Raw genomic sequence first — 25,641 nt, 5'->3', positions numbered from 1 at the left:
TCCTTAGATAAGCCCTTCGACTTCTTCTTCAAGTTTTATTCCGTAGGCAAAAATGCGCGAAAAACAAATCATCGCAATTCCCATGGCGATTCCAACAATCTGAACGCTGGTCTCGCAAAAATCCGCGCCAAGAGCAAGACGGGCAACAAGGCTAAGCACAAGTCCAGTCATAGGAATCATTATGCTGAAAATTCCGATTTCCCGGACCATTCTTACAACGTCCTTTTGAAACGGAGTTTTGCCCTTGCTGAACCAAGTGTGCCCTTCGCAAGTTTTGATTATCAGATAAATGTTTCTGAAAATCATTGTCATGCAAAGCATTGTAAAGATTCCGGCGAACGTAAAAATTCTGACCGCGCCCAAAATAGGCTCTCCATTTGGAGCAACAATCATAATCTGAAAACCGTTTGTGGCAATTGTGCCATTGTCAATGTTGGCAAGAAGAAAAGGCACAAGAAGTTGGGGACGCGCAAAAGAAAGGATTGCGGCAACTACCATTAGAATAGAACACACAAAGAAAACAATTTCAAAAAACTTTGAAACGACCTTTGCAAGCATATTAAAATTTTTTCTGGACATAAAAAAAGCTCCTATAGAATAATCCTACAGGAGCTTTAATAGTTTGTCAATAAATTTTTATCGTATTTTAATAATAAAATTATGTTTTACGATAATTTTTTTTATCAGACTCTAAAACGGTCAATCTGGTCAGCGATATTCGAAATAGAACCTTTTACCTTTGAAGAAATCTCGCTCAAGGCCGCTCCAGTTTCGTTTATCTTCTTTGCACCAATCGCCATTTCGTCCATGCTTTCCTTCATAACCATTGTGGCATCCTGAAGCCGCTTTACTTCCTCAAGAATCGCCTGATTTCCGGCGGACATTTCAGAAGATGCGTTGCGAACTTCGGAAGAACTGTCGTTCATGGAATGAAGAGCTTCGTTTATCTGCTTAGAGCCTTCTGTCTGCTCTTCCATCGCCGACTTAATCTGAACAACAAGTTGGTCTGTGTCCTTGATTTTCTTTGAAACACTTTCAAATGCCAAGCTTGATTCCGCGGAAGAAGCAACAACTTCATCGATAGACTCGCGGATATTGTTAAGCTGGTCGCCGATTGTCTTTGACTGAGAAGTAGAAGTTTCAGAAAGCTTACGGATTTCGTCTGCAACAACGCTGAATCCTTTTCCGGCTTCGCCTGCGTGGGCGGCTTCAATTGCGGCGTTCATGGCAAGAAGGTTTGTCTGGCTTGCAATTGAAGAAATAGCGGCGTTTGCTTCCTGAAGCATTGCGGACTGCTTTTCAATTTTTTCTATCTGCTCGTTTACGATTTGCTGCTTAGAGAAACCGTTCTGCGCGTCAGACTGAAGCTCGCTGAATGAAGAAGCCATTTTGTCAACAGACTGATTTACAGAAGAAATGTTTCCAATCATCTGCTCAACGGCGGCGGAAGCCTGGCTTACACCCGCGGTCTGGTTTTCAATCATTCTTTCAAGTGAAGAAATATTTGAAGCGATTTCGTTTACAGCTCCGGCTGTTTCTTCAACGCTTGAGCTTTGGCTTACAATCTGATTTCTTACACTGTCGATGTTCGCAAGAATCTGCGTGATTGCGCTTGAAGTATTATGCGTGCTTTCTTCAAGAACTTCACCGGCGCTAGAAAGGTCGTTTTTAGAAGTTTTTACATCAGAAATAATTTCCTGCAATTTGCCTACAAATTTATTGAATCCTTTTACAACAAAGCCGATTTCGTTGTTGGAATTTATGTCGATTCTTTGTGTAAGGTCTGCGTTGCCGGAAGCAATTTTTGTTATTGCCGAGTCAAGAGTGTTCAAAGGCTTGATTGCCCGGTACATAAGGAAGCCTGCTATGCTTACAAGAAGAATCGCGCTTATAAGAGAAAGCAAAGCCATCTTCCCCATCATTGAAGAAATTGTAGAATAAATTTCTTTCTGCTGAATCGAAACTGCCATTGACCATGAAGTGCCTTCTACCGGCGTGAAACTGATAAATTCCAGCTCATCATAAATTCCTTTTAGCCAGGCGTGTCCTGTTTCGCGGCTGACCATTCGCTTGGCAAGTTCTCCCATATCCTCGTGTCCTTCCGAATAGCCTGTAAGGAAGTTGCGCTTGTTTATCCAGTCTCTGTTCGGGTGAGAAATGACAGTTCCGTCGTCGGCAAGAACAAACGCATATCCTGTGTTTCCAACTTTTATATTGCTGATGATTTCGCCTAAATTTTTTGACTGCATTACGCCCGAAATAAGACCGATATTCTTTCCGTTGCGTACAATCGCGCGTGTTACGTGAATTACAGACTGCCCAGTTGTTCTTGAAACCACTGGATCATCGATGAATTTTGTTTTTCCATCCTGCATTATCGCCTTAAAATACGGACGGTCGGAAATATCGATGCGTTTTCCAGTGTCTGTATAGGCAATTCCATCAGAACCTGCAAGCATTATGTAGTCGAACTCTTTTATGCGGTGGTCTTCTTGAGAGACAAGCCATTGGCGCATTTGGTCAAAAGTTCCTTCTAGGGCCATATCCGAATTCACATAGAAATTCATAGCGTAGAAATAGGCGTCAACCTTTTCTGAAATTACCTGCGAATACGCCTTTGCCACAACTCCGTAGTCGTTTGCCGAATCAGCAAGCTGGGATTTTTTTGTAATTTCTCCTGTTACAATAATCTGCAGGGCGTTAAAAAATATAATTGAAAGTCCTACAAAAAGAACAAGCCGGAACACAAGGCTCTTGCGTTTTTCGGTGTTTGACGAAGTGTTTTCTCCCATAATAATAAAGTCCTCCTTAAAAAACAAAAACCTCTGGTAGAGGCTCTTAACAATACACTTGGTTTAAATTATATAACAAAATTTTCATTTGTCAATTTTTTTTACAGTTACCCCCCCCCGTCTAATATTTTTTTTGAGAGATTCCCATGTCAAGCACGAGAATGACATAATGACTGTAAATAAAATGATACTGCGATATTTCTTAATATCTTTATTTTCCGAGGTCAAGGACGCGGCGGTTCCAGTCTTTTGGAGGGTCTTCGATTATGCTCCAGTCAAAGTCAAGAATTCCGTGCGGAGGAAAAAGCGGCTGAGGAGACGGAGGATTTTTTTTCAGATTTTCAGCAAGAATTTCTTCAAGGGATTTTCCATTTTCAAGCGTCAAATAAGGCTCGCCAAATGCGCAGATTGTTGAAAAAACAGTTTCATTCGGAATTTGAATTCCATTTAAGTCGTTTGAAGATTTTATTTTTAAAACTGAATTAAAAGTGCAGTCAGCCGGAAATGAGGAAACTTTTTTTACACTGCGGATTTTGGTTCTGCGCCCTGTAACGCAAGAAAAAATCTGCCCGGCGACAACAAGATGCTTTGGAACAGAATATTCACTTCCTGCGTCGGAAAAAAAAGCCTGTGCGGAACTGTCGTATTCCATGTCGGTTTTCCAGTAGCGGATTTGGTAAACTGCTGAATCCGTGGCAAAATAAGACAAAAGTTCCTTGCTTGAAACAGGCGGACTTATTAAAATTCCAGAAGCGTTTCCAGAATCTTTCCAAAACCCGGAAAGTCCTTCTTCACCGCTTTGTCTTATGACGAATTTCAGAAAAAGCTTATCGCCGATTATTGCAACTGGAACATTGTAAATTTCTTTTCTATTCGGATATTTTATTTCAAGATTCCAGGCGCCGGACGCAATTCCGTTTGCATAAAGAAATCCGCCGTCATCTTGCAAAACGCCCTTTCCGTCTGACTGCAAAAAAAGTTCATCCGTAAGCGGAACATATTTTATGCTGATTTCCTGCGCCGGATTTTTTGAAGTTGTGTTGTTTACGTTCCGCGGATTTTTCTCTGAATAAAGGCTGCTTTCTGCCGCGCGGTCATCGTACCAAGTATAGAAAGTTCTAAGTACAGCTTGGGGAATTGCGCCGCCGTCATCAGAAACATAGCCTGAATCAAAGACAAAATACCGGCTGGAATTTTTCCACACACCTTTTAAAAGCTGCGGAATTTCTTCCTGAGAAAAAATTTTCAGTGAGAAAAGTAAAAAAGCAAATGTTAGAAGTTTTCTTTTAAAGCCCATTTTTCCCCGATAACGTCTCTTATTGAGTATCGGAAAATTTGACGCTCATCAAAAGATTTTTGAATAAGAGAATCAATTTCCATGGAATCGTAAATTTTTTTTGCTTCTTCTATAGTGGCGCGCAAAACAGGATGCTTGGGGCTGAACAAAACACAGCAGTCTTCATACGGAAGAATTGAAGTTTCGTAAGTTCCAATGAAATTCGCCGTGTCCATGATTTCCTCTTTGTCCAAGCCAATCAGCGGACGGACTAAAGGCTTTTCTGCAAAGCTTTCTGTAACTGCAAGATTTTCAATTGTCTGGCTTGCAACCTGCCCCAAACTTTCGCCTGTTATTATGCAGTCGCAGTTAATCCGCTCGGCAAGCAAATTAGCGGCTTTCATCATGCAAAGGCGGAGCATCAATGTTGAGTAGGCTTCCGGCGCTTTCTGCTTTATTTTCATCTGAACTTCTGTAAACGAAATCACGTTAAGATGAGTGTCGTTTCCGTATTGCGCGATAATCTTTGCAAGGTCCTGAACTTTTTGCTGGGCTTCATCTGAAGTGTATGGATAAGAATGAAAATAAACGCATTCAACTTTCATTCCGCGACGCATCATTCTGTAACCCGCAACAGGACTGTCAATTCCGCCTGAAAGAAGCAAAAGACCTTTTCCGCTCACTCCGACTGGAAGACCGCGGCAAGTTTTTTTCTGGGCGCAGTAAACATAGCATTTTTCGCGCACTTCAATATTAATGGCAACGTCCGGCTTGTGAACATCAACGTCAAGAGTTCCGTCATCAAAAAGAACTCCGGCGACTTCTGTGGCAATCTCATAAGAATTAAGCGGAAAATCTTTGTCTTCACGGCGCGCTTCAATTTTAAAAGTCTTTGCTCCGTTTGACTTTGCAAGTTCTCCTTCTTTTCTAACAGCAATTTTTATAGCTTCAAGATTTTTTTCAACAGCCTGAACTTTTGCCCAGCCGGTAATTCCAATCAAATGGTCAAGCGCATATTCAACTGCATCGCAAGAATTTTTTGTGCAGTAAACGTAAAGCCGCCCCGAAAGAAGTTTTACTTTTGCCTCTACAGTTTCCAAAGCAAGCCGGATATTGCACAAAAGCTGCTTTTCAAACACACGGATATTTCCGCCTTTAAGTGTAAGCTCGCCGAGTTTTCCAAGATAAGTTTCTGTATAAAAATTTGTGTCGATTTCAGTTTTCATTTTTCAAGCCGTTAAAATCTTATTGTTACGCCAAAGTTAAAGAAAAGATTCAGTTTGTTTGTAAGCTGAGAAGCCCAGTCATCTTTAAACTTTTCCACAATCGCTTCTGCTTCAGCTGAATCTAAATCGAATTTTTCTCCGTCGTTTGATGTTTTGAATCCAATGATGTCGCCAGTTCCATCATCGTTTTCATAAACCGGAATTATGTCGTCGTTTCCGCCCGGAAACATCTGGTTTCCAACGCCATAATTGTGAATGTATTCAAATGTGCATCCAGCATTCAGCGAAACGCGTGTTCCTTTTTTTGTAGGCTTAAAATCATACTTTACATTCAACGAAGACTGGAGCGTAAACTGAACGTGCTTTTGGTTCAGCCAGTTCATGGAATCCCAGGCAGAAGAAACGTGGTTGCCGGAATTTGAATCGTTTGCGGCGAACATTGAATGAGTGTAAACCGAGCCATCTGTGGAATAAACATCTTTGTCAGCGCAAAGATAAATCATGGCTTCTTCTGTGTCCAAAGTTTCGCAGACATTTCCATGGCGCGAATAAGTTGTTCCCATTGACAAAGTGAGCTGCTTAAAAGGCTTTAAGTCAATGGAAAATTTTACAGCGTCCGAGTTAGGTTCATACTGCGAGCCAATCAAAACGCCGGCATTCGTGCAGTTCTGGTAATTTATTGTTGAAGAAGAAATTGAAGCCAAGCTGTCGCTGTCATACTGCCAGTGGCTGTAAGTGTACGGAAGCACAAAAGTGTAGTTAAAATCCAATCGGTCAAGAAATGAATTTGCCGGAGTGTAGATAAGTCCGGTTTTTACAGCAAGTCTGTACTTTGAGTCGAAATTCAATTTAAAGAAATCTTCCGCCGGAAAGTCATCGCACATAACGTCAGTTTCCCACAAAACTCCGGGTGCAGGCTTTACGTCGATTAAAAGTCCCATCGCAAGATTGTCGCTCGCTCCTCCGATTCCCTGTGCAACCATGTAAGGAACTGGCAAAATATAAGAAAGGTCAAGGCGGTTTCCGTAGACTGCGCTTTCATAAAATGAAACTTTCAAAAAATCAAAAGGCTCGTAGCCAACCGCATGGAACGCCATTATTTTATCTGGAGCTAAAGTTGAAAGGTCGCCGTCATAAGATGAAGTTGCGCCAATCATGGAAAGTTCCTGAACATAAGAAAGCTTGTCGTGCAAATATGTGAGCGAAAGATTTCCTGAATGATAGCTTGTGTCGTTAAGCGAAAGTCCTTCATTTATAAATGCTGAATATCCGCTTCTGTAAATTCCGCCCTGAACAAAAAGATTTTTGTAGCCAAGCGCAATAATGCTGTTCACGTCAAGGAACATTTCAATCGGGCCGACTTCCGTGGCATCAAAAATAGAATCGTGGAAAGAATTTGAATACTGCGGCATAAAGTCTGTGTCGGTCGCATTTGAAATTGCAAATCCCGCGCCATATCCAATCGAAACAAAATCATCTTTAAATCCCAAGTCGCCTTTTATTGCAGGATAAAGCGCAAGCATTTTTGAAGTGCTGTAAGACTGCTTTTCGTCCTTTTCTTCCATTTCGCGCTTAATGAAAAAATCAGTTTCAAAAGTTATGTGGTAAGGCTTGCCGACTACACGCTCATAAATTTCAGTTGCAATTTCCTTGTCTTTTTCGCAGCCATTTTCAATTACTTCCTGAAGAATTGACTTTACGTTTGCAAGCGGATAAGGACGGATTGGAGGCACATTTGAAACAAGCCCGCGGTTTTCCCAAATTAAAGCGTATTTATAAAATTCATCCGACGGGTCAACGGAAACTTGAGAAAAACAAAAAGCTCCAGCAAAAACAAAAACAGCGGCAACAAAAAGTTTTCTTAACTTCATTAATATTTCCTTCAATTGATTACAAAATTTTTATATTTGCAGCAAAAGCAACTTCAAATCCGTTTTCATTTCTGCCGCTTTCATTGCCATAATTTATAATAAACGTATATGACGGCTGAAGCACAAAAGTTATATTTTCCTTAGGGCTGAAAGTTCCGCGCAAAGAAACAACATTCACATATTCGTTAGTTCCTGACGGCGTAGAAAGTTTCTGGCGTTTTTTTGCCTCGTCGCTTCCTTGAGAATCTGAATCCGGGAAAATCCAGTTTCTGCGGTTTGCTTCGCCTTCATCGCTGTCATCGATTACGTATTCATTTCCTTCGTGCCAGTCAATATTCTTGAAAATCTTTGTACCGGAATTTTTTCCGCAAGCCTTTAAAAGATAAGACGCGCCCAAAGACCATTTTGCAGGCTTTTCATATTGAATGCTCAGCTTGCCAGAAATTGTGTCCGGTCCAAAAGGAGTTCCAAGCCATTCATAAAAAACATATTTTGTGTCGCCAAGATTTTCGCGGTAGTTGCGAACCATGCTCCAGTCAGGACTTTCCTTTATGTACATATAAGCGTCTGTGTAAGTTCCTTCAAGCCAAAAGTGAAAATATCCGTCGCTAAAAGGAACAAAAGATTCAATTCCGCCCTGAAAAGCAAGTCCGTTCGGCGTTGTGTCGTCTTTAAAGTTTGAAGTTTCGTAGGCAGTCTGAAACTGCGTCATTGCAAATTCGCCGTACAATCTCAATAATTTTACAGGCGTGTAGGCAAGCTTTAAGGCAAAATAATCGCAAGTGTTGCTTTCGTTGCTTCCATAGTCGCGCCAAGCTGCAAATCCATGGTAAATTGTCCAAGGATTCAAATAGCGAAGTTCCATCGGCGCAAAAACAAGCAAAGATTCCCTTGCTGTAAACTGAAGTTTCTTAAAAAAACGGAAATTGATTTCGTGCGAGTAAAGATATTTGTCCACGTTGAACTGATTCACGTTCATGGAATATCTGAAATTCGGTGTGTAAAATCCAAGTTCCAAATAGCTGGAGCCAGTGAAATATCTGCTTTGCGCAATGCTTCCGGTCAACGAGCGAGTAAAATCAGAAGCTCCTCTTCCAATCTGAAAAGTCAAAGCCGCGTTTTCTGTAAAATTATGGCTTGTGCTGAAATATCCTGTGTCCGGAAAATTTATGTCGATTTCATCTGCGGAAAGAGGAACGCTCAAAAAATTGTCGTTGTCCTCTTTTGTGTTTTTATTCAGCGCAAGTTTTCCTTCAAACATCATTGTAAAATAATCTGCGCCTTCAATTTTTACAGGAACATAAAGAAAGTCGCCTTTGTCGTAGCGTCCGTAGTTCCATTCCAAATCGTCGTTCTGCTTGTAATAGCCTTCCAAATTGAGTTCAAGTTCAAAGCCAAGTTTTATTAAATCCGGCCCAAACTGAAAAGATTCCTGTGAGCAATAATTTTTTATTCTGTCATATTGAATTTTTCCGGCGGAACTCAAAGAACTGTATTCGGCTTCGTCAAGAAAAAAAAGAATTTCTCCAACACTCAAAGGCGAACGGTCGGTAAAATCAAGCCTGCCCTGTTCCATTGCAACGGCGGCAAGAGCGTCATAAATCCAGTGTCCGCTTTTTACAAGTTCATTTTTTCCGCGCGCAAAAGAAAAAAACGGCACGGAAAGCAAAATAATCCAAAAGAATTTTTTAAATGAACTTAAATTTTTCATAGAAGACAATTTTACTTGATTCTTGCAGAAAGTACAAGTATAGGATAAAATCGTCAGAATATGAAAATCGCGATGTTTACGGACGCATATTTTCCGCGCATAAATGGAGTTACAGTTTCCGTTCAGTCTTTTGCGGAAGGACTTTGCAGGCTCGGACACGAAGTCTGTGTTGTCTGCCTTGAATATACAGAAGAACAGCAGAAAAGCTCTTTCTTTGACGAAAAATCAAATGACGAAAAGTCGCCGTTTAAAATTTTAAGAATTCCGTCCGCCGCGATTGCGTTTTCAAAAGAAGACAGAATGATGCGGCTGGACAAATGGCATCTCGTAAAAAAATTCATGGACGAATTTCAGCCTGACGTAATCCACATAAATTCAGAATGGACGGTCGGATATTTCGGTGCGATTTACTGCCGCCACCGCCACGTTCCTTTTGTGTTCACTTTCCACACGCTTTGGGAAGACTACCTTGCAAACTACATAAGCTTTGTTCCTGCGAGCGGCCTGAAAAAAATCGGAATGGAAGTCGTGCGCTTTTACTTGAAACGAGCCGACGTGATTATCGCTCCGACAAAACGGATTGCCGAAGTCGTTGACAGATACGGAATAAAACGTCAGGTGAACATTCTTCCGACTGGAATCCCGGACAGCAAGCTTGAATATGACGAAAAAAAATCAGAGGCAGTTTACGCGACGCTTTTTAAGAAATTCCCGGAATTAAAGGAAAGAAAAATTCTTCTTTTTGTGGGACGAATTGTAAAGGAAAAAAATCTTCCGTTCCTTTTTGATGTTCTTGAAAAAGTTCAGGAATCCCGGCAGGACACCGCGCTTTTGTTTGTGGGCGGCGGACCATTCTTGAACGAGCTGAAAGAATCGGCAAAATCACGCGGACTTGAAAAATCAGTTTTCTTCACTGGATATATCGACGGAAACGATTTGATTTACTTTTACAAGCTTGCTTCTGTCTTTACTTTTCCAAGCAAAACGGAAACGCAGGGGCTTGTTACAGTTGAAGCGATGCTTTCCGCGCTGCCGGTTGTCGCAATCGGAGAAATGGGAACTGTAGACGTTATGCAGGGAGACAACGGCGGCTTTATGGTAAAAGATGACGTGGAAGAATTTTCACAGAAAACGCTGGAGCTTTTGCAGAACGAATCTCTTCACAAGGAAAAATCAGAGCAGGCCTTGGAATGGGGAAACAAATGGAAAATTTCTTCTCTTACGCCAAAGCTCATTGAATGCTACCAAAAAGCAATCGACATCTGCAAAGAAAGGGAAAGCAAGTGACGGCGGAAGAAAAAAGCAAAGTCTACAATTTTCTAAAAACAGCCTCTTCCTGGAGCTACGGCTATCCGTCGCCAGATTTTAAGGAAACTCCAGCATTTGAAGACGACATAGAAATTCCAGAAGAACATGAAGAAATAAAAGCGCAAGAGCAAGTTCAGCCGCAGACTCCGCAAATTCATGCAGAACAAAATTCAGCGGAAAAAATTCCATCTCAAGGTGCAACACTTGAATCAATCGCGGCAAAAATCGCTTTGTGTAAAAACTGCGTTCTATGCAAGGCAAGAACAAACACAGTTCCGGGCGAAGGCGTTGAAAATCCTTATGTAATGGTAATTGGCGAAGGTCCGGGCGAAGATGAAGACAAAACAGGTCGGCCTTTTGTTGGAAAAGCCGGTCAGCTTCTTGACAAAATGCTTGCGGCGATTTCACTTGGGCGCACAACAAACTGCTTCATTGCAAACATCGTAAAATGCCGTCCGCCAATGAACAGAACGCCAATGCCGGACGAAGCCCACGCCTGCTCAGGCTATCTTCAGGCGCAAATTCACATTTTAAAGCCGAAGTACATTCTTGCGATGGGACGCACGGCAGTTCAGAATCTTCTGGACACACAGCAAGGAATAAATTCTCTCCGCGGAAAATGGCTTGAATACAGCCTTGGCGAAACAAAAATACCATTGCTTGCAACTTACCATCCAAGCGCGCTTTTAAGAAACGAAAGCCTCAAGCGTCCTGCCTGGGAAGATTTAAAAGTTTTTAAATCCCGCATCTTAAAAGAAATCCCAAACTACGCGGAAAAATTCTATGCAGAATGATTCATCCGCCCCGAATTCAACATACATCGATGTAATCCTTAACGTTCCGCTGAACCAAACTTTTACCTACAGAATTCCAGAAGGCACACAAGACATTGGAAATCCGTTTGGACTGCGCGTGGAAGTGAAATTTGGAAACAGAAAAACTTCTGGCTTTGTTGCCGCCGTCCACAAAACTTTGCCACAAAACTGCGCCGTTCCAGAAGAAAAAATCCGCACGGCAATACGCTACATAGATCAGACTCCGCTTTTAACAAAAGAACTTTTGGAGCTTGCAGAATTTATGAGCGGCTACTACATTGCTTCAATCGGGGAATGCGTGTTTGCAATGATTCCTTCAGGCAAGCGCGAAACTGAAATTCCGGGACTTTCTTTTTCGGAAGATGAATCTGGATTTGAAAAAAAAGAACTAAGCGAAGAACAGAAAAATGCGGTGAACGGAATTCTTTCTTCAACTGAAAAATTCCACTATCTTTACGGAACAACAGGAAGCGGAAAAACAGAAGTCTTTTTAAGCGCGGCGGAAAAAATCATGGAATCAGGCAAAGGCGTAATTTATCTTGTGCCGGAAATCGGACTTACGCCGCAAGTTGTAAAAGCCGTTCAAAAAAGATTCGGAAGCACAGTTGCAGTTCTTCATTCCGCGCTCACGCCAAGCCAGCGTCTCGGAGAATGGAAGCGGATTTTAAGCAGGGAAGCACGGATTGTCGTAGGAGCAAGAAGCGCAGTTTTTGCTCCAATTCCACAGCTGGGGCTTATAATAATTGACGAGGAGCACGACTCATCATACAAGTCAGGTTCATCCCCGCGATACCACGCAAGACAGATTGCAATGCTTAGGTGCAAAAAAAATTCCATTCCGCTTGTAATGGGAAGCGCGACTCCTTCGGTTGAATCCTGGCACTCAATGCAAAACGGAACAATCATCCGGCACACGCTCACAAAAAGACTTGCAGGAGGCGAAAAACCGCAAATCAGCTGCGTAAACCTAAGCCTTGAAGCCGACAAGGAAAACTGCATTTCAAAGCCGCTTCAAAATGAAATCCAGTCAGCACTTTCAGAAAAAAAACAAACGATTCTTTTCCTGAACCGCCGGGGATTCACGCATTTTTTCAGATGCTCAAGCTGCGGATATGAATTAAAGTGCAAAAACTGCTCGGTTTCAATGACATACCACAAAAGCGAAAACCGCCTGAGATGCCACTACTGCGGATATTCACTTCCGCCGCCACAGCAATGCCCAAAATGCGGCTCGCTTGACATAGGATATTCAGGATTCGGAACAGAATACATCGAGGCAGAAGTAAAGGCGAAATTTCCCAACGCAAAAGTCGTGCGCATAGACACAGATTCGCTTCACCACAAGGGAGAATTGCAGGAAAAACTTGATTCATTCAGAAAAGGCGAATACGACATTCTCCTTGGAACGCAGATGGTCGCAAAAGGCCTGAATTTTCCGAATTTAAAGCTTGCAGGAGTTGTTCTTGCAGACACAGCTCTTCATTTGCCAGATTTTCGTGCGCAGGAAAAGACATTTGCTCTTATAACGCAAGTCGCAGGCAGAGCAGGAAGATTTTTTCCCGGCGGAAAAGTTATCGTGCAAAGCTACAGTCCGGACCGCGACGCAATAAACTATGCTGTAAAAGGACTTACAGAAGAATTCTACAAGAATGAGCTTGAAGCGCGCCAAATTCTAAACTTTCCGCCTTATTCACGGCTTTTGCGCCTTGTGTTCCGCTCGCAGAAACCAGACGCAGCCCAGAATGCAGCCCAAAGCGCGTACAACATACTGTGCAAGTGCCGTCCGCAGGGAGTTGATATTCTAGGTCCTGCCGAATGTCCGCTTGAAATGGTAAACGGAAGCCACCGCCATCAGATTCTTCTGCGCGCAAAGCAAATCCGCCCGCTTCAGGAAATGGCGAAAAAACTCGTGTGGGGATTCAAGCCGCCGAAAGACGTCTACATAGAAACAGACACCGATCCCGTAAGTCTTCTTTAAAAACAACGCTCGGCATTCTACTGAAAATCCGCTGGAACAAAAAAAGCCGCCAGATTAGCATTTTGCGCTAAAATGACGGCAGTTTTATAATTTTTTGTCCGGCTTAGAATTCCTGCTTAACCTTGTCTACGTCCACACCGGCATCCTTTTCGCGGATTTCTACACGGCGGATTTTTCCGCTGATTGTCTTTGGAAGCTCATGCACAAACTCAATTATTCTAGGACACTTGAAAAGCGCAGTTTCGTGCTTTACAAAGTCAAAAAGCTCATGCTCAAGCTCTTCGGAAGCTTCATATCCCGGTGAAAGAACGATTGTAGCCTTTACAGCCTGACCTCGTTTTTCATCTGGAACGCCAGTAACAGCGCATTCCATTACAGCCGGATGCTGCTGAAGAACAGACTCAACTTCAAACGGACTGATTCTGAATCCAGAAGACTTGATGATGTCGTCCTTTCTTCCAACAAACCAAACGTAGCCGTCTTCGTCCATGTAGACAGTGTCTCCAGTGTGGTAAACGCCTCCGTCAAAAGCATTCGCGGTAAGGGCAACATCGCGGTAGTATCCAGAAAGAAGTCCAAACGGATGTCCTTTGTCCAAGTGGATTACAAGCTCGCCAACTTCTCCTGCAGGAACTGGTTTTCCGCTGGCATTTACAACAGAAACATCATAAACAGGAGACGGACGTCCCATTGAGCCTGGGCGAACCACAGCGTCAAGGAAGTTTCCGCAGATAATCGTGGATTCAGTCTGACCGTAGCCTTCGTAAATTTTCTTTCCTGTCTGCTCGATAAACTTGTTGTAAACTTCGCCATTAAGAGCTTCTCCCGCGGTCGCAAAACGCACTACGCTGCTGATGTCGTACTTTGAAAGATCCTGCCTGATAAGATAGCGGTAAACAGTTGGAGGCGCGCAGAAAGTTGTAATTCCGTACTTTGCGATTTTCTGGAGCATCTTGTCCGGCTTGAAGCTGTGCATATCATAAACGAAAACCGCGCTTCCGCAGATCCACTGTCCGTAGAGTTTGCCCCAGACAGCTTTTCCCCAGCCAGTTTCAGAAACAGCAAGGTGAAGTCCGTTGTCCTGAACGCCGTGCCAATATTTTGCAGTTATAAGATGTCCGATTGGATAAAGGTAATTGTGCAGAACCATTTTTGGATAGCCTGAAGTTCCTGACGTAAAGTAAAGAAGCATCGGGTCATCGCTGTGGACGGCGGCATCTCCTACCGGGCGCGGAAATTCTGGAACGCACTTGTCAACTTCAGCATGGAAGTCAATCCAGCCTTCACGTGAAGGTCCTACAGTAACAAGTTTTTTTACAGTCGGGGAATTTGGAAGAGCCTTTTCAATTTCAGCCTGAACCGCCGGATTGTCGTAAGAAATAATCATCTTGATTTCAGCGGCGTTTGTGCGGTACTCGATGTCTTTTTGAAGAAGCTGGTCTGTAGCCGGAACTGCGATTGCCCCGATTCTATGAAGAGCCATCATTACCCACCACCATTCGTAGCGGCGGCGCAAAATCATCATAACGGCATCGCCTTTTTTTATTCCCTGTGAAGCAAGAAAATATGCAGTCCGCTTTGAATCAGCTGAAATCTGCTCGAATGTCCAAGTATGCTCTTCACCTTCGTCATCGCACCACACAAGGGCTCTTTTTCCCGGCTCTGTAACAGTGTAGCGGTCTACAATGTCATAGGCAAAATTGAAATTTTCTGGAGCCTTTAAGCGGCAATGCGCCTTCAAGTCCTCGTAGGAAGTAAACTCTCTGTCTTCAACTAAAAAATCATGATAAAGTGCCATATATTCCTCTTAAAAACAGTGTGGTTAAAAGTTTTTCTGACATTTTAACACAAAATGTCATTCATTTCAAGCGAAATACTTCCGCAGAAAATGAACTTCAAATCACTATAGTCTTAGACAGCAAAAGTTTCAGAAAGTTGCAAATATATAGAAAATTTTATATATTTACTGCATTATGTTTGACAAATTATTAACACTTATTTTCGGTTCGGCAAATGACCGCGCTGTAAAAGCACTTAAGCCTGTTGTTGCGCAGATTGAAGCTAGAGAAAGCTGGGCACAGGCATTTTCTGACGAGCAGTTTCCTGAACAGACAAAAATTCTAAAAGAGCGTCTTGCAAAGGGCGAGACTCTCGATGATATTCTTGTGGACGCATTCGCATTGGCAAGAGAAGCGGCAAAAAGGGTTCTTGGAGAGCGCGCTTATCCATGCCAGCTTATGGGTTCTCTTGTGCTTCATTCAGGCAGAATAACAGAAATGAAGACAGGCGAAGGAAAAACCCTCATGTGCGTTTGCGCTGCCTACTTGAATTCTCTTAGCGGAAAAGGTGTTCACATCGTTACTGTAAACGATTACCTTGCAGAGCGCGACAGCCAGTGGATGGGACGCATTTACAGATTCCTTGGTCAAAGCGTAGGCTGCATTTTGAGCAACATGGACAACGACGCAAGAAAAGCCGCTTACAACTGCGACTTGACTTACGGAACAAACAACGAGTTCGGATTTGACTATTTGCGCGACAATATGCAGATTGACGCTTCCCGCAAAGTTCAGCGCGGATTCAACTTCTGTATTGTGGACGAAATCGACTCAATTCTTATCGATGAAGCAAGAACTCCGCTCATCATTTCAGGACAAGGCGAAGACGACACTTTCAAATTCCATGAAGTTGACAAATACATTGGAATGTTCACGGAAGTCAAAAAAGATCCAAAGACAAACGACTATCCGGACGAAGTTGAAATGACTCCAGAACAGCGCGCAGCTCTCGAAGGCGACTACAAGCTGGACGAAAAAAGCAAGCGAGTTTCATTTACAGACAAGGGAATGAACAAAATCAACGACATTCTTCTTGCCCACAATCTCATTGAGCCGGGAACAACTGTTTTTGACGAGCAGAATTTTGAATTCGTGCATTATTTCACGCAGGCATTGAGGGCGCACACGCTTTATCATCCTGATGTTGATTACGTTGTAAAAGACGGACAAGTTCAGATTGTTGACGAATTTACAGGACGCATTCTTGAAGGAAGACGATACGGCGACGGACTTCATCAGGCAATAGAAGCAAAGGAGCATTTGAAAATTGCCCAGCGCAACAGAACTCTTGCGACAATCACGTTCCAGAATTTCTTCAGAATGTATGACAAGCTTTCTGGAATGACAGGAACAGCCGCAACAGAAGCAGTTGAATTTGATAAAATTTACAATCTCGATGTTGTTGTTATTCCGACAAACAAGCCGGTTGCCCGCATTGACGAGGACGATGAAGTTTACTTGAACGAAAGCGACAAATGGATTGCGATTTCAAAAGAAGTTGAAGAAGCGCACAAAAAGGGTCAGCCAGTTTTAATCGGAACAGTTTCCGTAGAAAAATCAGAGCATCTTTCGGCAATTCTTACAAGAAAAGGAATCCGCCACGAAGTTCTCAACGCCAAAAACCACGCGCGCGAAGCTTTGATTATAGCTGAAGCCGGAGCAAAAGGAGCTGTAACTGTCGCAACAAACATGGCGGGCCGCGGTACAGATATTAAGCTCGGCGGAAGTCCTGAAACTAGAGCAAGAAAAAAGGTCGGAACAGAAGCTTCTCAGGAGCAGTTTGACGAAGCTCTTAAAATTGAAAAAGAACAGTGGAAAAAAGACTACGAGGAAGTAAAAAATCTTGGCGGACTTTACGTAATCGGTTCTGAACGCCATGAAAGCCGCCGTATTGACAATCAGCTTCGCGGACGTTCTGGTCGTCAGGGAGATCCGGGAAGAAGCAAATTCTACATTTCAATGGACGATGATCTTATGAGGCTGTTTGGCGGCGAAAAGATGAAAGCCATTATGAGCAGAATCGGAATGCAGCCGGGCGAACCGATAAATCACCCGATGCTTAACCGCTCAATTGAAAAAGCCCAGAAAAAAGTAGAAGAAAGAAACTTTGAAATAAGAAAAAATCTTCTTGACTACGACGACGTTTTGAATCAGCAGAGAAAATTTATTTACGACCAGCGTGATGAAATTCTTGTGGACGAAGACTTGAGCGGCAGAGTTATGAACAATGCAAAAGAAACTGTCTCTGAAATTTTCGAAGAGTTCAAGCACGAAAGAAATCCATCACAAAGCGCACTTGCGGACAAAATCTACAACACATTCGGCCAGCAGCTTTCTTATGATCAACTTACAGAAGAAGGAGTTGACGCGGCGCTTCAGAATGACTTGACTCAAAAGGAAATGCTTGCCGGAAAACAAAGCCTGAATATGTTTATCCGCTACCAGTACATTCAGATGATTGACAAAAAATGGCTTGACCAGCTTGAATTCCTTGACGGATTAAGAGAAGCCGTTCACTTGCGTTCTTACGGAAGCAAAAATCCGCTCACAGAATATAAAATTGACGGATTCAATCAGTTTGATGAAATGCTCAACAGCATAAGAGATTCTGTAACAAGCAGAGTTTTCAAGGTGAAAGTTCAAGTCGGCTCTCAGCCTCCACGCCAGCAGCAGCCTCGTCAAATGAACGCGCAGCATCAGGAAGCACAGTCAATGGCAAGAAGCGCGCAGCAGGCAGCCCAAAATTCAGCAATGAAAAGCGGAAGGCAAGGACAAAGCGTAACAGTAACTAGATCCGTTCCAAAAGTAGGCAGAAACGATCCATGCCCATGCGGAAGCGGAAAAAAATACAAAAACTGCTGCGGAAGAAATTCCTAAGCAAAATTCCATCTAAAAAATTAAGGACTTGGTTCTGCAAAACAGTTCCAAGTCCTTTTTGTTTGCTTCAGAATGTAAAAACAACTAGAGTATATAACGCTCCAAATTCTGGTTTTGAATTACGCCATTCATTTTTTCATCAACATATTTGCTGTCAATTGTTATTGTTTCACCTGCATGGCGGTCAGCGTCAAAACTCAATTCTTCAAGAACAGTTTCCATTATAGTGTGAAGCCTGCGCGCGCCTATATTTTCACTGTGGGAATTTACATCTTCCGCTATAAAACTCATGCGGTCGATAGCTTCATCCGCAAACTTTAAAGTTACGCCTTCAGTGGCAAGAAGAGCTTCGTACTGCTTTACAAGGGCGTTTTTTGGCTCGGTAAGTATGCGCTTGAAATCTTCTTTTTTGAGCGGCTCCAATTCAACGCGAAGAGGAAATCTACCTTGAAGTTCCGGGATAAGATCGCTCGGTGCAGACACGCTGAACGCTCCAGCTCCGATAAACAAAATATGAGTTGTGTTTACCACGCCCCATTTTGTATTCACATCGCTTCCCTCAACAATAGGAAGAATGTCCCGCTGAACTCCTTCCCTGCTGACTGCCTGCCGGTCGCCTTCACCGCCGTGAGTTGCAATCTTGTCAATTTCATCTATAAAAATAATTCCGCTTTGCTCAACTCTTTTTTTTGCCTCATCAGCCGCCTTGTCGCTGTCCGTGTTCCGCTCAAGAGTGTCTGCCATGAGAATCTGCCGTGCTTCCCGAACAGTCACATTGCGCCTTTTTGATCTTCCGCCTGAAAGAAGCTCCTGAAGTCCGTTTATGCTTTCCTCAAGGTCTTCTGGATTGCTTGCTCCCATCATATTCATGCTGAACGAAGGCTGACGATGAACTGTTATTTCCACAACGCGGTCTTCAAGCTTGCCTTCACGGAGCATTGTCCTGAATTTTTCACGTGTGGAAGCAATGTCTTCGCGAGTTGAAGTTTCTTCTTCGATTTCTTCCTGCGGCTCTTCCTGAACAGGAGCTTCTTTTGGAATATCAACTTGAATCAAACTTCCTTGAATCGGGCTTGACTCGCCGAATATATTTCCAAGAACATGGACATCTCTTTTTGGAGAGGAATCCTTGCGTTTTTTCTTGCCAGAACTTCCAGGCAAAAGCAAATCAAGCAACTGATCTTCCACAATGGGAATACATTTTTCACGCAGTTTTTCCTGCATTTCAGCCTTTACCATGTTATAGCCAACCGCCATAAGATCGCGAACCATGCTTTCAACATCACGGCCCACGTAGCCAACTTCAGTATATTTTGTGGCTTCCACTTTCAAGAACGGTGCTCCGCAAAGTTTTGCAAGGCGGCGGGCAATTTCAGTTTTTCCGACTCCAGTTGGTCCCATCATCAAAATGTTCTTCGGCGCAACTTCGTCCCGGATTTCCTCTGGAAGCTTTATTCTGCGCTGACGGTTTCGCAAAGCAACTGCGACAAAACGTTTTGCCTTCTGCTGCCCGATTATGTAATTGTCAAGTTTTTCAACAATCTGCGCCGGAGTAAGTCCGTCTGGAATTCCTTTTGAATCCGGCTGCGCCTTTATTTCTTCAGTCATATTAAAGCTCCTCAACTACAACGTTGCTGTTAGTATAAATGCAAATTTGCCCTGCGATTGCAAGCGACTTATGGGCGATTTCTTTTGCGGAAAGCTGTGAAGATTCCATATAAGCCATCGCCGCCGCATAAGCGTAATTTCCTCCAGAACCAATCGCAAGAATATCGTTTTCTGGCTCAATAACGTCTCCGCTTCCTGAAATCAAAAGAATTTTATTTGAATCAGCCACAAGCAAAAGAGCCTCAAGTTTGCTCATTGAACGTTCTGTGCGCCAAAGTTTTGCAAGCTCAACAGCGGCACGAGTAAGGTCGCCGTTAAATGTCTTGAGTTTTTCCTCGAATTTATCAAAAAGCGTAAAAGCGTCTGCGGTTGCTCCGGCAAATCCTGTAAGAACCTTGCCATCATAAATGCGTCGAACTTTTTTCGCATTGCCCTTCATCACTGTGTTTCCCATAGTAACCTGACCGTCTCCAGCCATGGCAACTTTTCCGTTTCTCCTTACAGCAATTACCGTGGTGCTGCGGATTTTATTTTCATTTTCCATAATTTTATTCTCCTTAGCAGGCAGTTTTTATTTCAGTCTTTTTTTCCTGAATGCGGAAACGCCTGGCTGTATACTTTTTTTAAACGTTCCAAAGTTACATGAGTATAACGCTGGGTCGTGCTTATGCTGGAATGTCCAAGAAGCTCCTGCACAATTCTTATGTCTGCGCCGGAATTAAGCATTCCCGTAGCAAAAGTGTGCCTAAAAGCATGAGGCGAAACATGGCTTCCGGTCCCTTCAATTCCTGTGTAGCGGCTCACAATATACCAAATTCCGTGGGCTGAAAGCGCAGTTCCTTTTTGGCTTAAAAAAATTCTGCTTACTTCACAAGCACAACCTTTTTCAGCCTGCGGAAACCTTGCCTTTCGTTCCTTCAAATAAAGCATAAGGGAATTTCTTGCGTCCTGCTCAAAATAAACGCGGCGGTCTTTTTTTCCTTTTCCTGTAACAACCGCGCTTCTAAAATCACTTGTAAAATCCTGAAACTTCAAGGAAGCAAGCTCGCTCACACGGCATCCAGAAGAATACATCATTTCAAAAATCGCCTTGTCCCTTGATGCCCACAAAAGTTCTTTCTTTTCAGGCTGACGGCAAACACTGTCAATTTCAGTCTGAGACATAAAGCGCGGAAGTGTTTTTGGCTGACGAAGACACTTTAGCTCGTAGGAAACGTTTTTAGAAATATAACCAAATTTCTTTAAATATGCAAACAATCCTCTGACTGCGGAAATAATTCTATTTATAGAAGCCACTGAATATTTTCTGCGGCTCAAATCACCAACAAAAAGCCGCAAATCTTCCAGCGTAAGTTCTTCCGGCGACTTATCGTTTCCAAAGAATTCGCAAAAATGAGTCAAATCCTGCCGGTAAGACAAAACTGTATTTTCAGACAGTCCGCGCACACTTCCAAGGTAAACCAAAAATTCTTCGGAACATTCACAGAGAGTTTCAGGCATTTTTGGATTCTTTTGACTCTTTATCAGCCTTGTTCGCCTTTGCAAATTCTCCGGCAGCTTCAGCAGCAACAGCTTCATCCGCTGAATGGAGATAATCGCAGTCAGGATTTATGCAGCTTTTATACGAGCCGTTTTTCTTGTCGTATTTTTCAACGAGAAACCAGCCGCACTTAGGGCAGTAAACGTCAATCGGCTTAAAATGCGAAATAAATGTGCATTCAGGATAATTTGTGCATCCGTAGAATTCTTTTCCGCGGCCTTTTGTTTTTCTTGCGACAATATGTCCATCACAGCCTTTGCGTGGACATTTTGCAAGCGGAACACTTTTTGTGTTGTGGCACTCAGGAAATCCAGAGCAAGCAAGAAAATATCCGAAGCGTCCAAGTTTTTTCACCATTGGCTTTCCGCACTTTTCGCAGATTTCATCAGTAGGCTCGTCAAGAGTTCCTTTTAAGCTTTCCTGATTTTCCATGACTTCCTCAACGCGATTTTTAAACGGCCCGAAGAAATCCGCAATCATATTGTTCCAGACAAGCTCATTCTGCTCAACCTTGTCAAGATCATTTTCAACTTCCGAAGTAAACTGCTCATTTATGACATCAGGGAATGATTCCACAAGAATTTTGCAGATAATTTTTCCGAGCATTGTGGGAACAAGTTGCTTGTTATTTCGCGTAACATAATAGCGGTCAAGCAAAACTGAAATTATAGGCGCATAAGTTGACGGGCGGCCGATTCCTTTTTCCTCCAAAGTTTTTACCATTGAAGCGTCAGTGTAACGAGCCGGGCCTTGAGTAAAATGCTGCTCAGGATAAAATTTTCCGCTTGAAAGAATTTCGCCAATCTTAAGCGAAGGAAGGCTTCCTGTTACATCTTCCTTTGAAGAAAGCGTCTTTATGACATTATAAAAACCTTTGTGGCTTAGCTTGCTTGCGCTCACACGGAACAAAGCATCTCCAGCCTGAATATCAACGCTGGTTGTTTTTGACTTTGCATTGTTCATCTGGCTTGAAACAAAGCGTTCCCAAATAATCGAGTACAAACGAAGTTCTTCACGAGTCAAATATTCCTTTACACTGTCTGGAGTATACTTTACATAAGTCGGACGAATCGCTTCGTGAGCATCCTGTGCGCTTTTTCCAACCGCATATTCAATTTTTTCAGCAGGAAGATCCTCTGGGAAATTTTTTCCAATCCAGTCTCTTACATCATTTATAGCAGTCTGGCTTATACGGACAGAATCGGTACGCATATAGGTAATAAGACCAACGCGAGTGTTTCCAATCTGCACGCCTTCATAAAGACGCTGGGCAATCTGCATTGTTTTTCTTGAAGTAAAGCTGAGCCTGTTTGCCGCTGCCTGCTGAAGTTTTGAAGTTGTAAAAGGCGGCTTAGGGCGGACAGTTTTTTCAGTTTCCTTTATGTCTAAAACTTTGCATTCACTGTTTTGAATTTCTTTTATAATGTCATTCACAGCGTTTTCATTTTTCAGTTCAGGTTTTGTTCCTTTGTACTGGACAAGCTGAGCCGTAAATTTATTTTTTCCCTTCGCAAAATCCGCATCAAGGGACCAATATTCTTCAGGAATAAAATCTTCAACTTCTTTTTCACGCTCGCAAATAAGGCGCAACGCAACAGACTGAACACGGCCGGCGCTAAGTCCGTTTTTTACTTTTTTCCAAAGAAGCGGACTCAAATTGTAGCCAACGAGCCTGTCAAGAACACGGCGGGCTTTTTGCGCGTTTACTTTTGCCTCGTCTATTTCACGCGGATTTTTTACAGATTCCTTTATCGCAACAGGAGTGATTTCATTAAAAACAATGCGCTGTATAGGAGCAGCTGTTTTTTCCTTGAGCGCATTATTCAAATGCCAAGCAATCGCTTCACCTTCGCGGTCATTATCCGATGCAAGCAAAACGCCAGAAGAATTCTTTGCGTCTTTTTGCAGTTCCTTTAGAAGCTTTGCGCGCCCGCGGACAGTTATATATTCCGGCTGAAAATTATTGTTTACATCGATTGCGATGCGGCTTTTGGGCAAATCGATAAGATGTCCCATAGAAGCCTTTACCGTGTAGCCAGTTCCAAGATAATGCTCAATTGTCTTTGCTTTCGCAGGAGACTCAACAATAATCAGAGTGTTCTTTTTTGTCTCTTTTTTCGATGTTTTCTTAGCAGTTTTTTCAGCCATAATCCACCTGTCAGCAAGAATCTAAAAATTCAAGCTGTCCTTTATTTTTACAGACTTTAAATCCCGGAGCATTTTTTCTGACCGCGACAAAATCCGCATAGTTTTCTATAACTGGAGCTCCTTCCTCAATAAATTTTTCAGAAGTACGGACATTTTTCTTTCCGCCGCGCCTATTTTTTTCAGCCTCGCCGCAGAATCCAGCCGAATGAAAAACAACATCGCGGTTGTAATCAAGGGCGAAATCAGCAGTGATAAGAGCGCCGCTTCCAGCAGGAGCATGAACAACGACAGTGCATGAAGACAATGCCGCCACAAGCCTGTTCCGCTGAACAAATCTCCAAGGCTCAGCAGGAATTCCGGGAACATACTCGCTTGCAATAAATCCGCCGTTTTTTACAATCTGCTGGGCAAGGTTTCTGTTTCCATACGGAACAACAGTATCGATTCCGCACGGAAGAATCGCCGCAGTTGACTGCAAAATTCCGCTTGAAAGAGCGCCTTTATGAGCAAAACTGTCAATTCCATTTGCAAGCCCGGAAATAACAGTCTGCCCACAAAAAGCAGCTTCCTTTGCAAAGCTAAAAGCCGCACGCGCACTTTTTTCACAAATGCGTCGTGTTCCCACAACAGAAACACAAGGCTTTTTTAAAGCTTCTAAAGTTCCGCGGTAAAAAAATGCGTAAGGAGGATCTGGAATAGTCCTAAGCATGGCAGGAAATTCCGCTTCATAATAAAAAACGGAATTTATTCCTTTTGATTCTGCAAGGCTAAAACTTTTTTCAGCTAAAGCCCTGCACGCTTTTCCATTCCAAACCGCTCTTCCCAAACTTCTGCCTATAATAGTAGAAAGCTCTTCTATAGACAGTAACGCAAGATTATCCATGCTGTCAATATTTTTCTTTAAAAGAATTTTTTCTTTGGCAGAAAGGAATGTTATTGATGAAATTGCAATGTCTAAAATATTCACAAGAAAAAGATATAAAAATTTGTTATAAAATGCAAATTTTATTTATACTGAAGCTCAAGGCACTTCTTTTTGTTTTCCTGCGCAGCCTGAACTTTTTCAGCATTTGGCTTAAGCTCGATAATTTTGTCGTAAAGTTCAATCGCCTTGTCAAACTGATACGTTAAATAATACGCGCCTGCAAGAGCAAACATTGCATTTGTATCTCTGGTTTGAACAGAAAGAAATTTTTCAAGATAAGGAATCGCCTTGTCGCCCTGTCCGAATTCAAAAACGTAAAGAATTCCAAGACCATACAAAACACGGTAATAATTCGGATCGATTTTCAGTGCCTGAAGATATGAACTTTCCGCAAGCCGAAGATAATTCATTTTTTTTATCGCTTCATCTGAAGAAGTTCCTTTCGCGTCAAAATCAAGGCTCGCATTCGCCATGTGGCCCGCGCAGCTTCCTACGTAATAATAAAGATTCGCATTGTCCGGATAATAAGATAAAGCCTTCTGGAAACATTCCAAGGCCTTTCCGTACATCTGCTGGTCGATATAACGCGTTCCAAGAATTTTATACCAAATTCCAATCTGACCTTCTGTTAAAGCCAAATCCATTGCGCGTGCATCGTATTTTTTTATAGCTTCCTCAAGTTCTTCTTTTGTCGTAGGATTTGAAACGCCTTCCTCAATTCGCTGCATCCGTTTTACAGAATTATAAGAAGGAGAACAAGAAATCGCCGCAAAAGAAATCAAAAGAGCAAACGAAACTTTGATAATTTTTTTCATACAAATCCTCCGTTGTTTTATTCAGTTTTATGACCGGGAAAAAAATCCCTGTGGCTTTCTTCAAGCCTTGAATCGTCTATGTGCGTATAAATCTGCGTTGTGGACAAATCCGAATGTCCCAAAAGTTCCTGCACAGATCTTAAATCCGCTCCGCCAGAAAGCAAATGAGTTGCAAAGGAATGGCGCAAAGTGTGAACCTTCGCTTCAATTCCAGTTTTCTTTCCCATTGCCTTGAAATTTTTCCAAATTCCTTTTCTTGAAATAGGATTTCCTTTAGAATTTACAAAAACTTCAGGAATAATTCTACTTCCAACAAATCCGGGGCGAATTTCAAAAATCCATTTTTTTAGCCAAAACGACGCATCCTCGCCAAACGGAACAAGACGCTCCTTGCTGCCTTTTCCGCGGACAAGAATCAGATTTTCGTCAAAATGGACATTTGCAATCAAAAGTGAACAAGCCTCGCTTATCCGAAGTCCGCAGCTGTAAATTACTTCGTACAACGCGCGGTCTCTTATTCCAAGCGGCTTTTTCACGTCAATTGAAGCCAAAAGACTGTCAACCTGCTCAACTTCCAAAACTTTTGGCAAGGCTCTTGAAACTTTTGGCTTTCCAATTTCATGCGCAAAATTTTCAATCCAAATTTTTTTTCGGACTAAAAACGAACCAAAAATCCTAAGCGCGGACAAATCTTTTGCAAGCGTAATTTCTTTTCTTCCGGAAGTTTTTCTAAAAGCCGCATAATAAAGCAAAGTCTGAACCGTAACTTTTTCAAGCGGCGTTTCATTTTTTTCCAGATAATCAAGAAATTCCTGAACGCAAATCAAATAAGTTTCCGCCGTCAGTTTTCCGTGATTTTCCACAAAAAGAAGCTCACTGTAAAATTCCTGAAGCAGAGATTTTTTTTCCATAA

At 42.5% G+C, this 25,641-nt stretch carries 18 protein-coding genes; 4 read left to right on the top strand and 14 right to left on the bottom strand.

The window, feature by feature from the left end:
- Window positions 1-3: 3 nt before the first annotated feature.
- The 6 genes from Q0H92_RS04095 to Q0H92_RS04070 form a co-directional block, all read right to left on the bottom strand.
- Window positions 4-579 carry a hypothetical protein gene (locus Q0H92_RS04095; protein ID WP_296012242.1) on the bottom strand — a complete coding sequence of 192 codons (576 nt, stop codon included), beginning with the start codon at window positions 577-579 and terminating at the stop codon, window positions 4-6.
- Window positions 580-683: 104 nt separating this feature from the next.
- On the bottom strand, window positions 684-2,792 hold the full coding sequence (locus tag Q0H92_RS04090) for a methyl-accepting chemotaxis protein (RefSeq protein ID WP_296012240.1): 2,109 nt from the start codon (window positions 2,790-2,792) through the stop codon (window positions 684-686).
- Between the two features lie 211 nt (window positions 2,793-3,003).
- Window positions 3,004-4,089, bottom strand: coding sequence for a hypothetical protein (locus Q0H92_RS04085; protein ID WP_296012238.1), 1,086 nt, complete (start codon window positions 4,087-4,089; stop codon window positions 3,004-3,006).
- Window positions 4,065-5,294, bottom strand: a complete 1,230-nt coding sequence (gene thiI / locus Q0H92_RS04080) for a tRNA uracil 4-sulfurtransferase ThiI (RefSeq protein ID WP_296012235.1) — start codon at window positions 5,292-5,294, stop codon at window positions 4,065-4,067. The genes Q0H92_RS04085 and thiI overlap by 25 nt, the downstream gene beginning before the upstream one ends.
- An 11-nt stretch (window positions 5,295-5,305) precedes the next feature.
- The gene (locus Q0H92_RS04075; protein WP_296012232.1) at window positions 5,306-7,165 is read right to left on the bottom strand and encodes a hypothetical protein; all 1,860 of its coding nucleotides are present in this window, start codon (window positions 7,163-7,165) and stop codon (window positions 5,306-5,308) included.
- A gap of 19 nt (window positions 7,166-7,184) precedes the next feature.
- Entirely contained in the window at window positions 7,185-8,876 is a 1,692-nt protein-coding gene (locus Q0H92_RS04070) for a hypothetical protein (RefSeq protein WP_296012230.1), read from the bottom strand.
- A 60-nt stretch (window positions 8,877-8,936) separates the two neighbouring features.
- Here Q0H92_RS04070 and Q0H92_RS04065 point away from each other — a divergent pair, with 60 nt between their 5' ends.
- Genes Q0H92_RS04065 through priA form a run of 3 tightly spaced genes read left to right on the top strand, consistent with a single transcriptional unit; the run spans window position 8,937 to window position 12,977 of the window.
- Complete coding sequence (locus tag Q0H92_RS04065; RefSeq protein ID WP_296012228.1) at window positions 8,937-10,163, top strand: glycosyltransferase; 1,227 nt, start codon at window positions 8,937-8,939, stop codon at window positions 10,161-10,163.
- Window positions 10,160-10,978 carry a uracil-DNA glycosylase gene (locus tag Q0H92_RS04060; protein WP_296012226.1) on the top strand — a complete coding sequence of 273 codons (819 nt, stop codon included), beginning with the start codon at window positions 10,160-10,162 and terminating at the stop codon, window positions 10,976-10,978. Before Q0H92_RS04065 ends, Q0H92_RS04060 begins: the two co-directional genes overlap by 4 nt.
- The gene (priA, locus tag Q0H92_RS04055) at window positions 10,968-12,977 is read left to right on the top strand and encodes a primosomal protein N' (protein WP_296012224.1); all 2,010 of its coding nucleotides are present in this window, start codon (window positions 10,968-10,970) and stop codon (window positions 12,975-12,977) included. Before Q0H92_RS04060 ends, priA begins: the two co-directional genes overlap by 11 nt.
- A gap of 103 nt (window positions 12,978-13,080) precedes the next feature.
- On the opposite strand, the gene Q0H92_RS04050 is transcribed toward priA, so the two are convergent.
- Window positions 13,081-14,775 carry an AMP-binding protein gene (locus Q0H92_RS04050; protein WP_296012223.1) on the bottom strand — a complete coding sequence of 565 codons (1,695 nt, stop codon included), beginning with the start codon at window positions 14,773-14,775 and terminating at the stop codon, window positions 13,081-13,083.
- Between the two features lie 175 nt (window positions 14,776-14,950).
- Between Q0H92_RS04050 and secA the strand changes: the two genes are divergently transcribed.
- A complete protein-coding gene (gene secA / locus Q0H92_RS04045; protein ID WP_296012221.1) occupies window positions 14,951-17,692 on the top strand; it encodes a preprotein translocase subunit SecA in 2,742 nt (913 codons plus the stop codon).
- A gap of 84 nt (window positions 17,693-17,776) precedes the next feature.
- Here the strand turns inward: secA and hslU are convergent, their stop codons facing one another.
- From hslU to Q0H92_RS04010, 7 genes are read right to left on the bottom strand one after another with little or no spacing between them, the layout of a single operon-like run.
- On the bottom strand, window positions 17,777-19,300 hold the full coding sequence (hslU, locus tag Q0H92_RS04040; RefSeq protein WP_296012220.1) for an ATP-dependent protease ATPase subunit HslU: 1,524 nt from the start codon (window positions 19,298-19,300) through the stop codon (window positions 17,777-17,779).
- A gap of 1 nt (window position 19,301) precedes the next feature.
- Window positions 19,302-19,844: an ATP-dependent protease subunit HslV gene (gene hslV / locus Q0H92_RS04035; protein WP_296012218.1), complete on the bottom strand. Its 543-nt coding sequence runs from the start codon at window positions 19,842-19,844 to the stop codon at window positions 19,302-19,304.
- 32 nt (window positions 19,845-19,876) lie between these two features.
- Window positions 19,877-20,800 (bottom strand): tyrosine-type recombinase/integrase, encoded by a 924-nt coding sequence (locus tag Q0H92_RS04030; RefSeq protein WP_296012216.1) that lies wholly within the window; start codon window positions 20,798-20,800, stop codon window positions 19,877-19,879.
- Entirely contained in the window at window positions 20,793-22,988 is a 2,196-nt protein-coding gene (gene topA, locus Q0H92_RS04025) for a type I DNA topoisomerase (RefSeq protein WP_296012214.1), read from the bottom strand. The genes Q0H92_RS04030 and topA overlap by 8 nt, the downstream gene beginning before the upstream one ends.
- Before the next feature lie 10 nt (window positions 22,989-22,998).
- Entirely contained in the window at window positions 22,999-23,955 is a 957-nt protein-coding gene (locus Q0H92_RS04020) for a DNA-processing protein DprA (protein WP_296012212.1), read from the bottom strand.
- Window positions 23,956-23,993: 38 nt separating this feature from the next.
- Window positions 23,994-24,728 (bottom strand): tetratricopeptide repeat protein, encoded by a 735-nt coding sequence (locus tag Q0H92_RS04015; protein ID WP_296012209.1) that lies wholly within the window; start codon window positions 24,726-24,728, stop codon window positions 23,994-23,996.
- A gap of 17 nt (window positions 24,729-24,745) precedes the next feature.
- Complete coding sequence (locus Q0H92_RS04010; RefSeq protein ID WP_296012208.1) at window positions 24,746-25,639, bottom strand: tyrosine-type recombinase/integrase; 894 nt, start codon at window positions 25,637-25,639, stop codon at window positions 24,746-24,748.
- Between the last annotated feature and the right edge of the window lie 2 nt (window positions 25,640-25,641).

The organism is uncultured Treponema sp. (assembly GCF_934725225.1).
Taxonomy (GTDB): domain Bacteria; phylum Spirochaetota; class Spirochaetia; order Treponematales; family Treponemataceae; genus Treponema_D.
Note: the sequence above shows the minus strand (reverse complement) of the source record. Positions and strands in the feature narration are given on the sequence as shown.

Bases quoted from the DNA above. Each gene is read 5' to 3' on its own strand.
- Q0H92_RS04095 (WP_296012242.1), bottom strand. From the start codon at position 579: ATGTCCAGAAAAAATTTTAATATGCTTGCAAAGGTCGTTTCAAAGTTT.
- Q0H92_RS04090 (WP_296012240.1), bottom strand. From the start codon at position 2,792: ATGGGAGAAAACACTTCGTCAAACACCGAAAAACGCAAGAGCCTTGTG.
- Q0H92_RS04085 (WP_296012238.1), bottom strand. From the start codon at position 4,089: ATGGGCTTTAAAAGAAAACTTCTAACATTTGCTTTTTTACTTTTCTCA.
- thiI (WP_296012235.1), bottom strand. From the start codon at position 5,294: ATGAAAACTGAAATCGACACAAATTTTTATACAGAAACTTATCTTGGA.
- Q0H92_RS04075 (WP_296012232.1), bottom strand. From the start codon at position 7,165: ATGAAGTTAAGAAAACTTTTTGTTGCCGCTGTTTTTGTTTTTGCTGGA.
- Q0H92_RS04070 (WP_296012230.1), bottom strand. From the start codon at position 8,876: ATGAAAAATTTAAGTTCATTTAAAAAATTCTTTTGGATTATTTTGCTT.
- Q0H92_RS04065 (WP_296012228.1), top strand. From the start codon at position 8,937: ATGAAAATCGCGATGTTTACGGACGCATATTTTCCGCGCATAAATGGA.
- priA (WP_296012224.1), top strand. From the start codon at position 10,968: ATGCAGAATGATTCATCCGCCCCGAATTCAACATACATCGATGTAATC.
- Q0H92_RS04050 (WP_296012223.1), bottom strand. From the start codon at position 14,775: ATGGCACTTTATCATGATTTTTTAGTTGAAGACAGAGAGTTTACTTCC.
- secA (WP_296012221.1), top strand. From the start codon at position 14,951: ATGTTTGACAAATTATTAACACTTATTTTCGGTTCGGCAAATGACCGC.
- hslU (WP_296012220.1), bottom strand. From the start codon at position 19,300: ATGACTGAAGAAATAAAGGCGCAGCCGGATTCAAAAGGAATTCCAGAC.
- hslV (WP_296012218.1), bottom strand. From the start codon at position 19,844: ATGGAAAATGAAAATAAAATCCGCAGCACCACGGTAATTGCTGTAAGG.
- Q0H92_RS04030 (WP_296012216.1), bottom strand. From the start codon at position 20,800: ATGCCTGAAACTCTCTGTGAATGTTCCGAAGAATTTTTGGTTTACCTT.
- topA (WP_296012214.1), bottom strand. From the start codon at position 22,988: ATGGCTGAAAAAACTGCTAAGAAAACATCGAAAAAAGAGACAAAAAAG.
- Q0H92_RS04015 (WP_296012209.1), bottom strand. From the start codon at position 24,728: ATGAAAAAAATTATCAAAGTTTCGTTTGCTCTTTTGATTTCTTTTGCG.
- Q0H92_RS04010 (WP_296012208.1), bottom strand. From the start codon at position 25,639: ATGGAAAAAAAATCTCTGCTTCAGGAATTTTACAGTGAGCTTCTTTTT.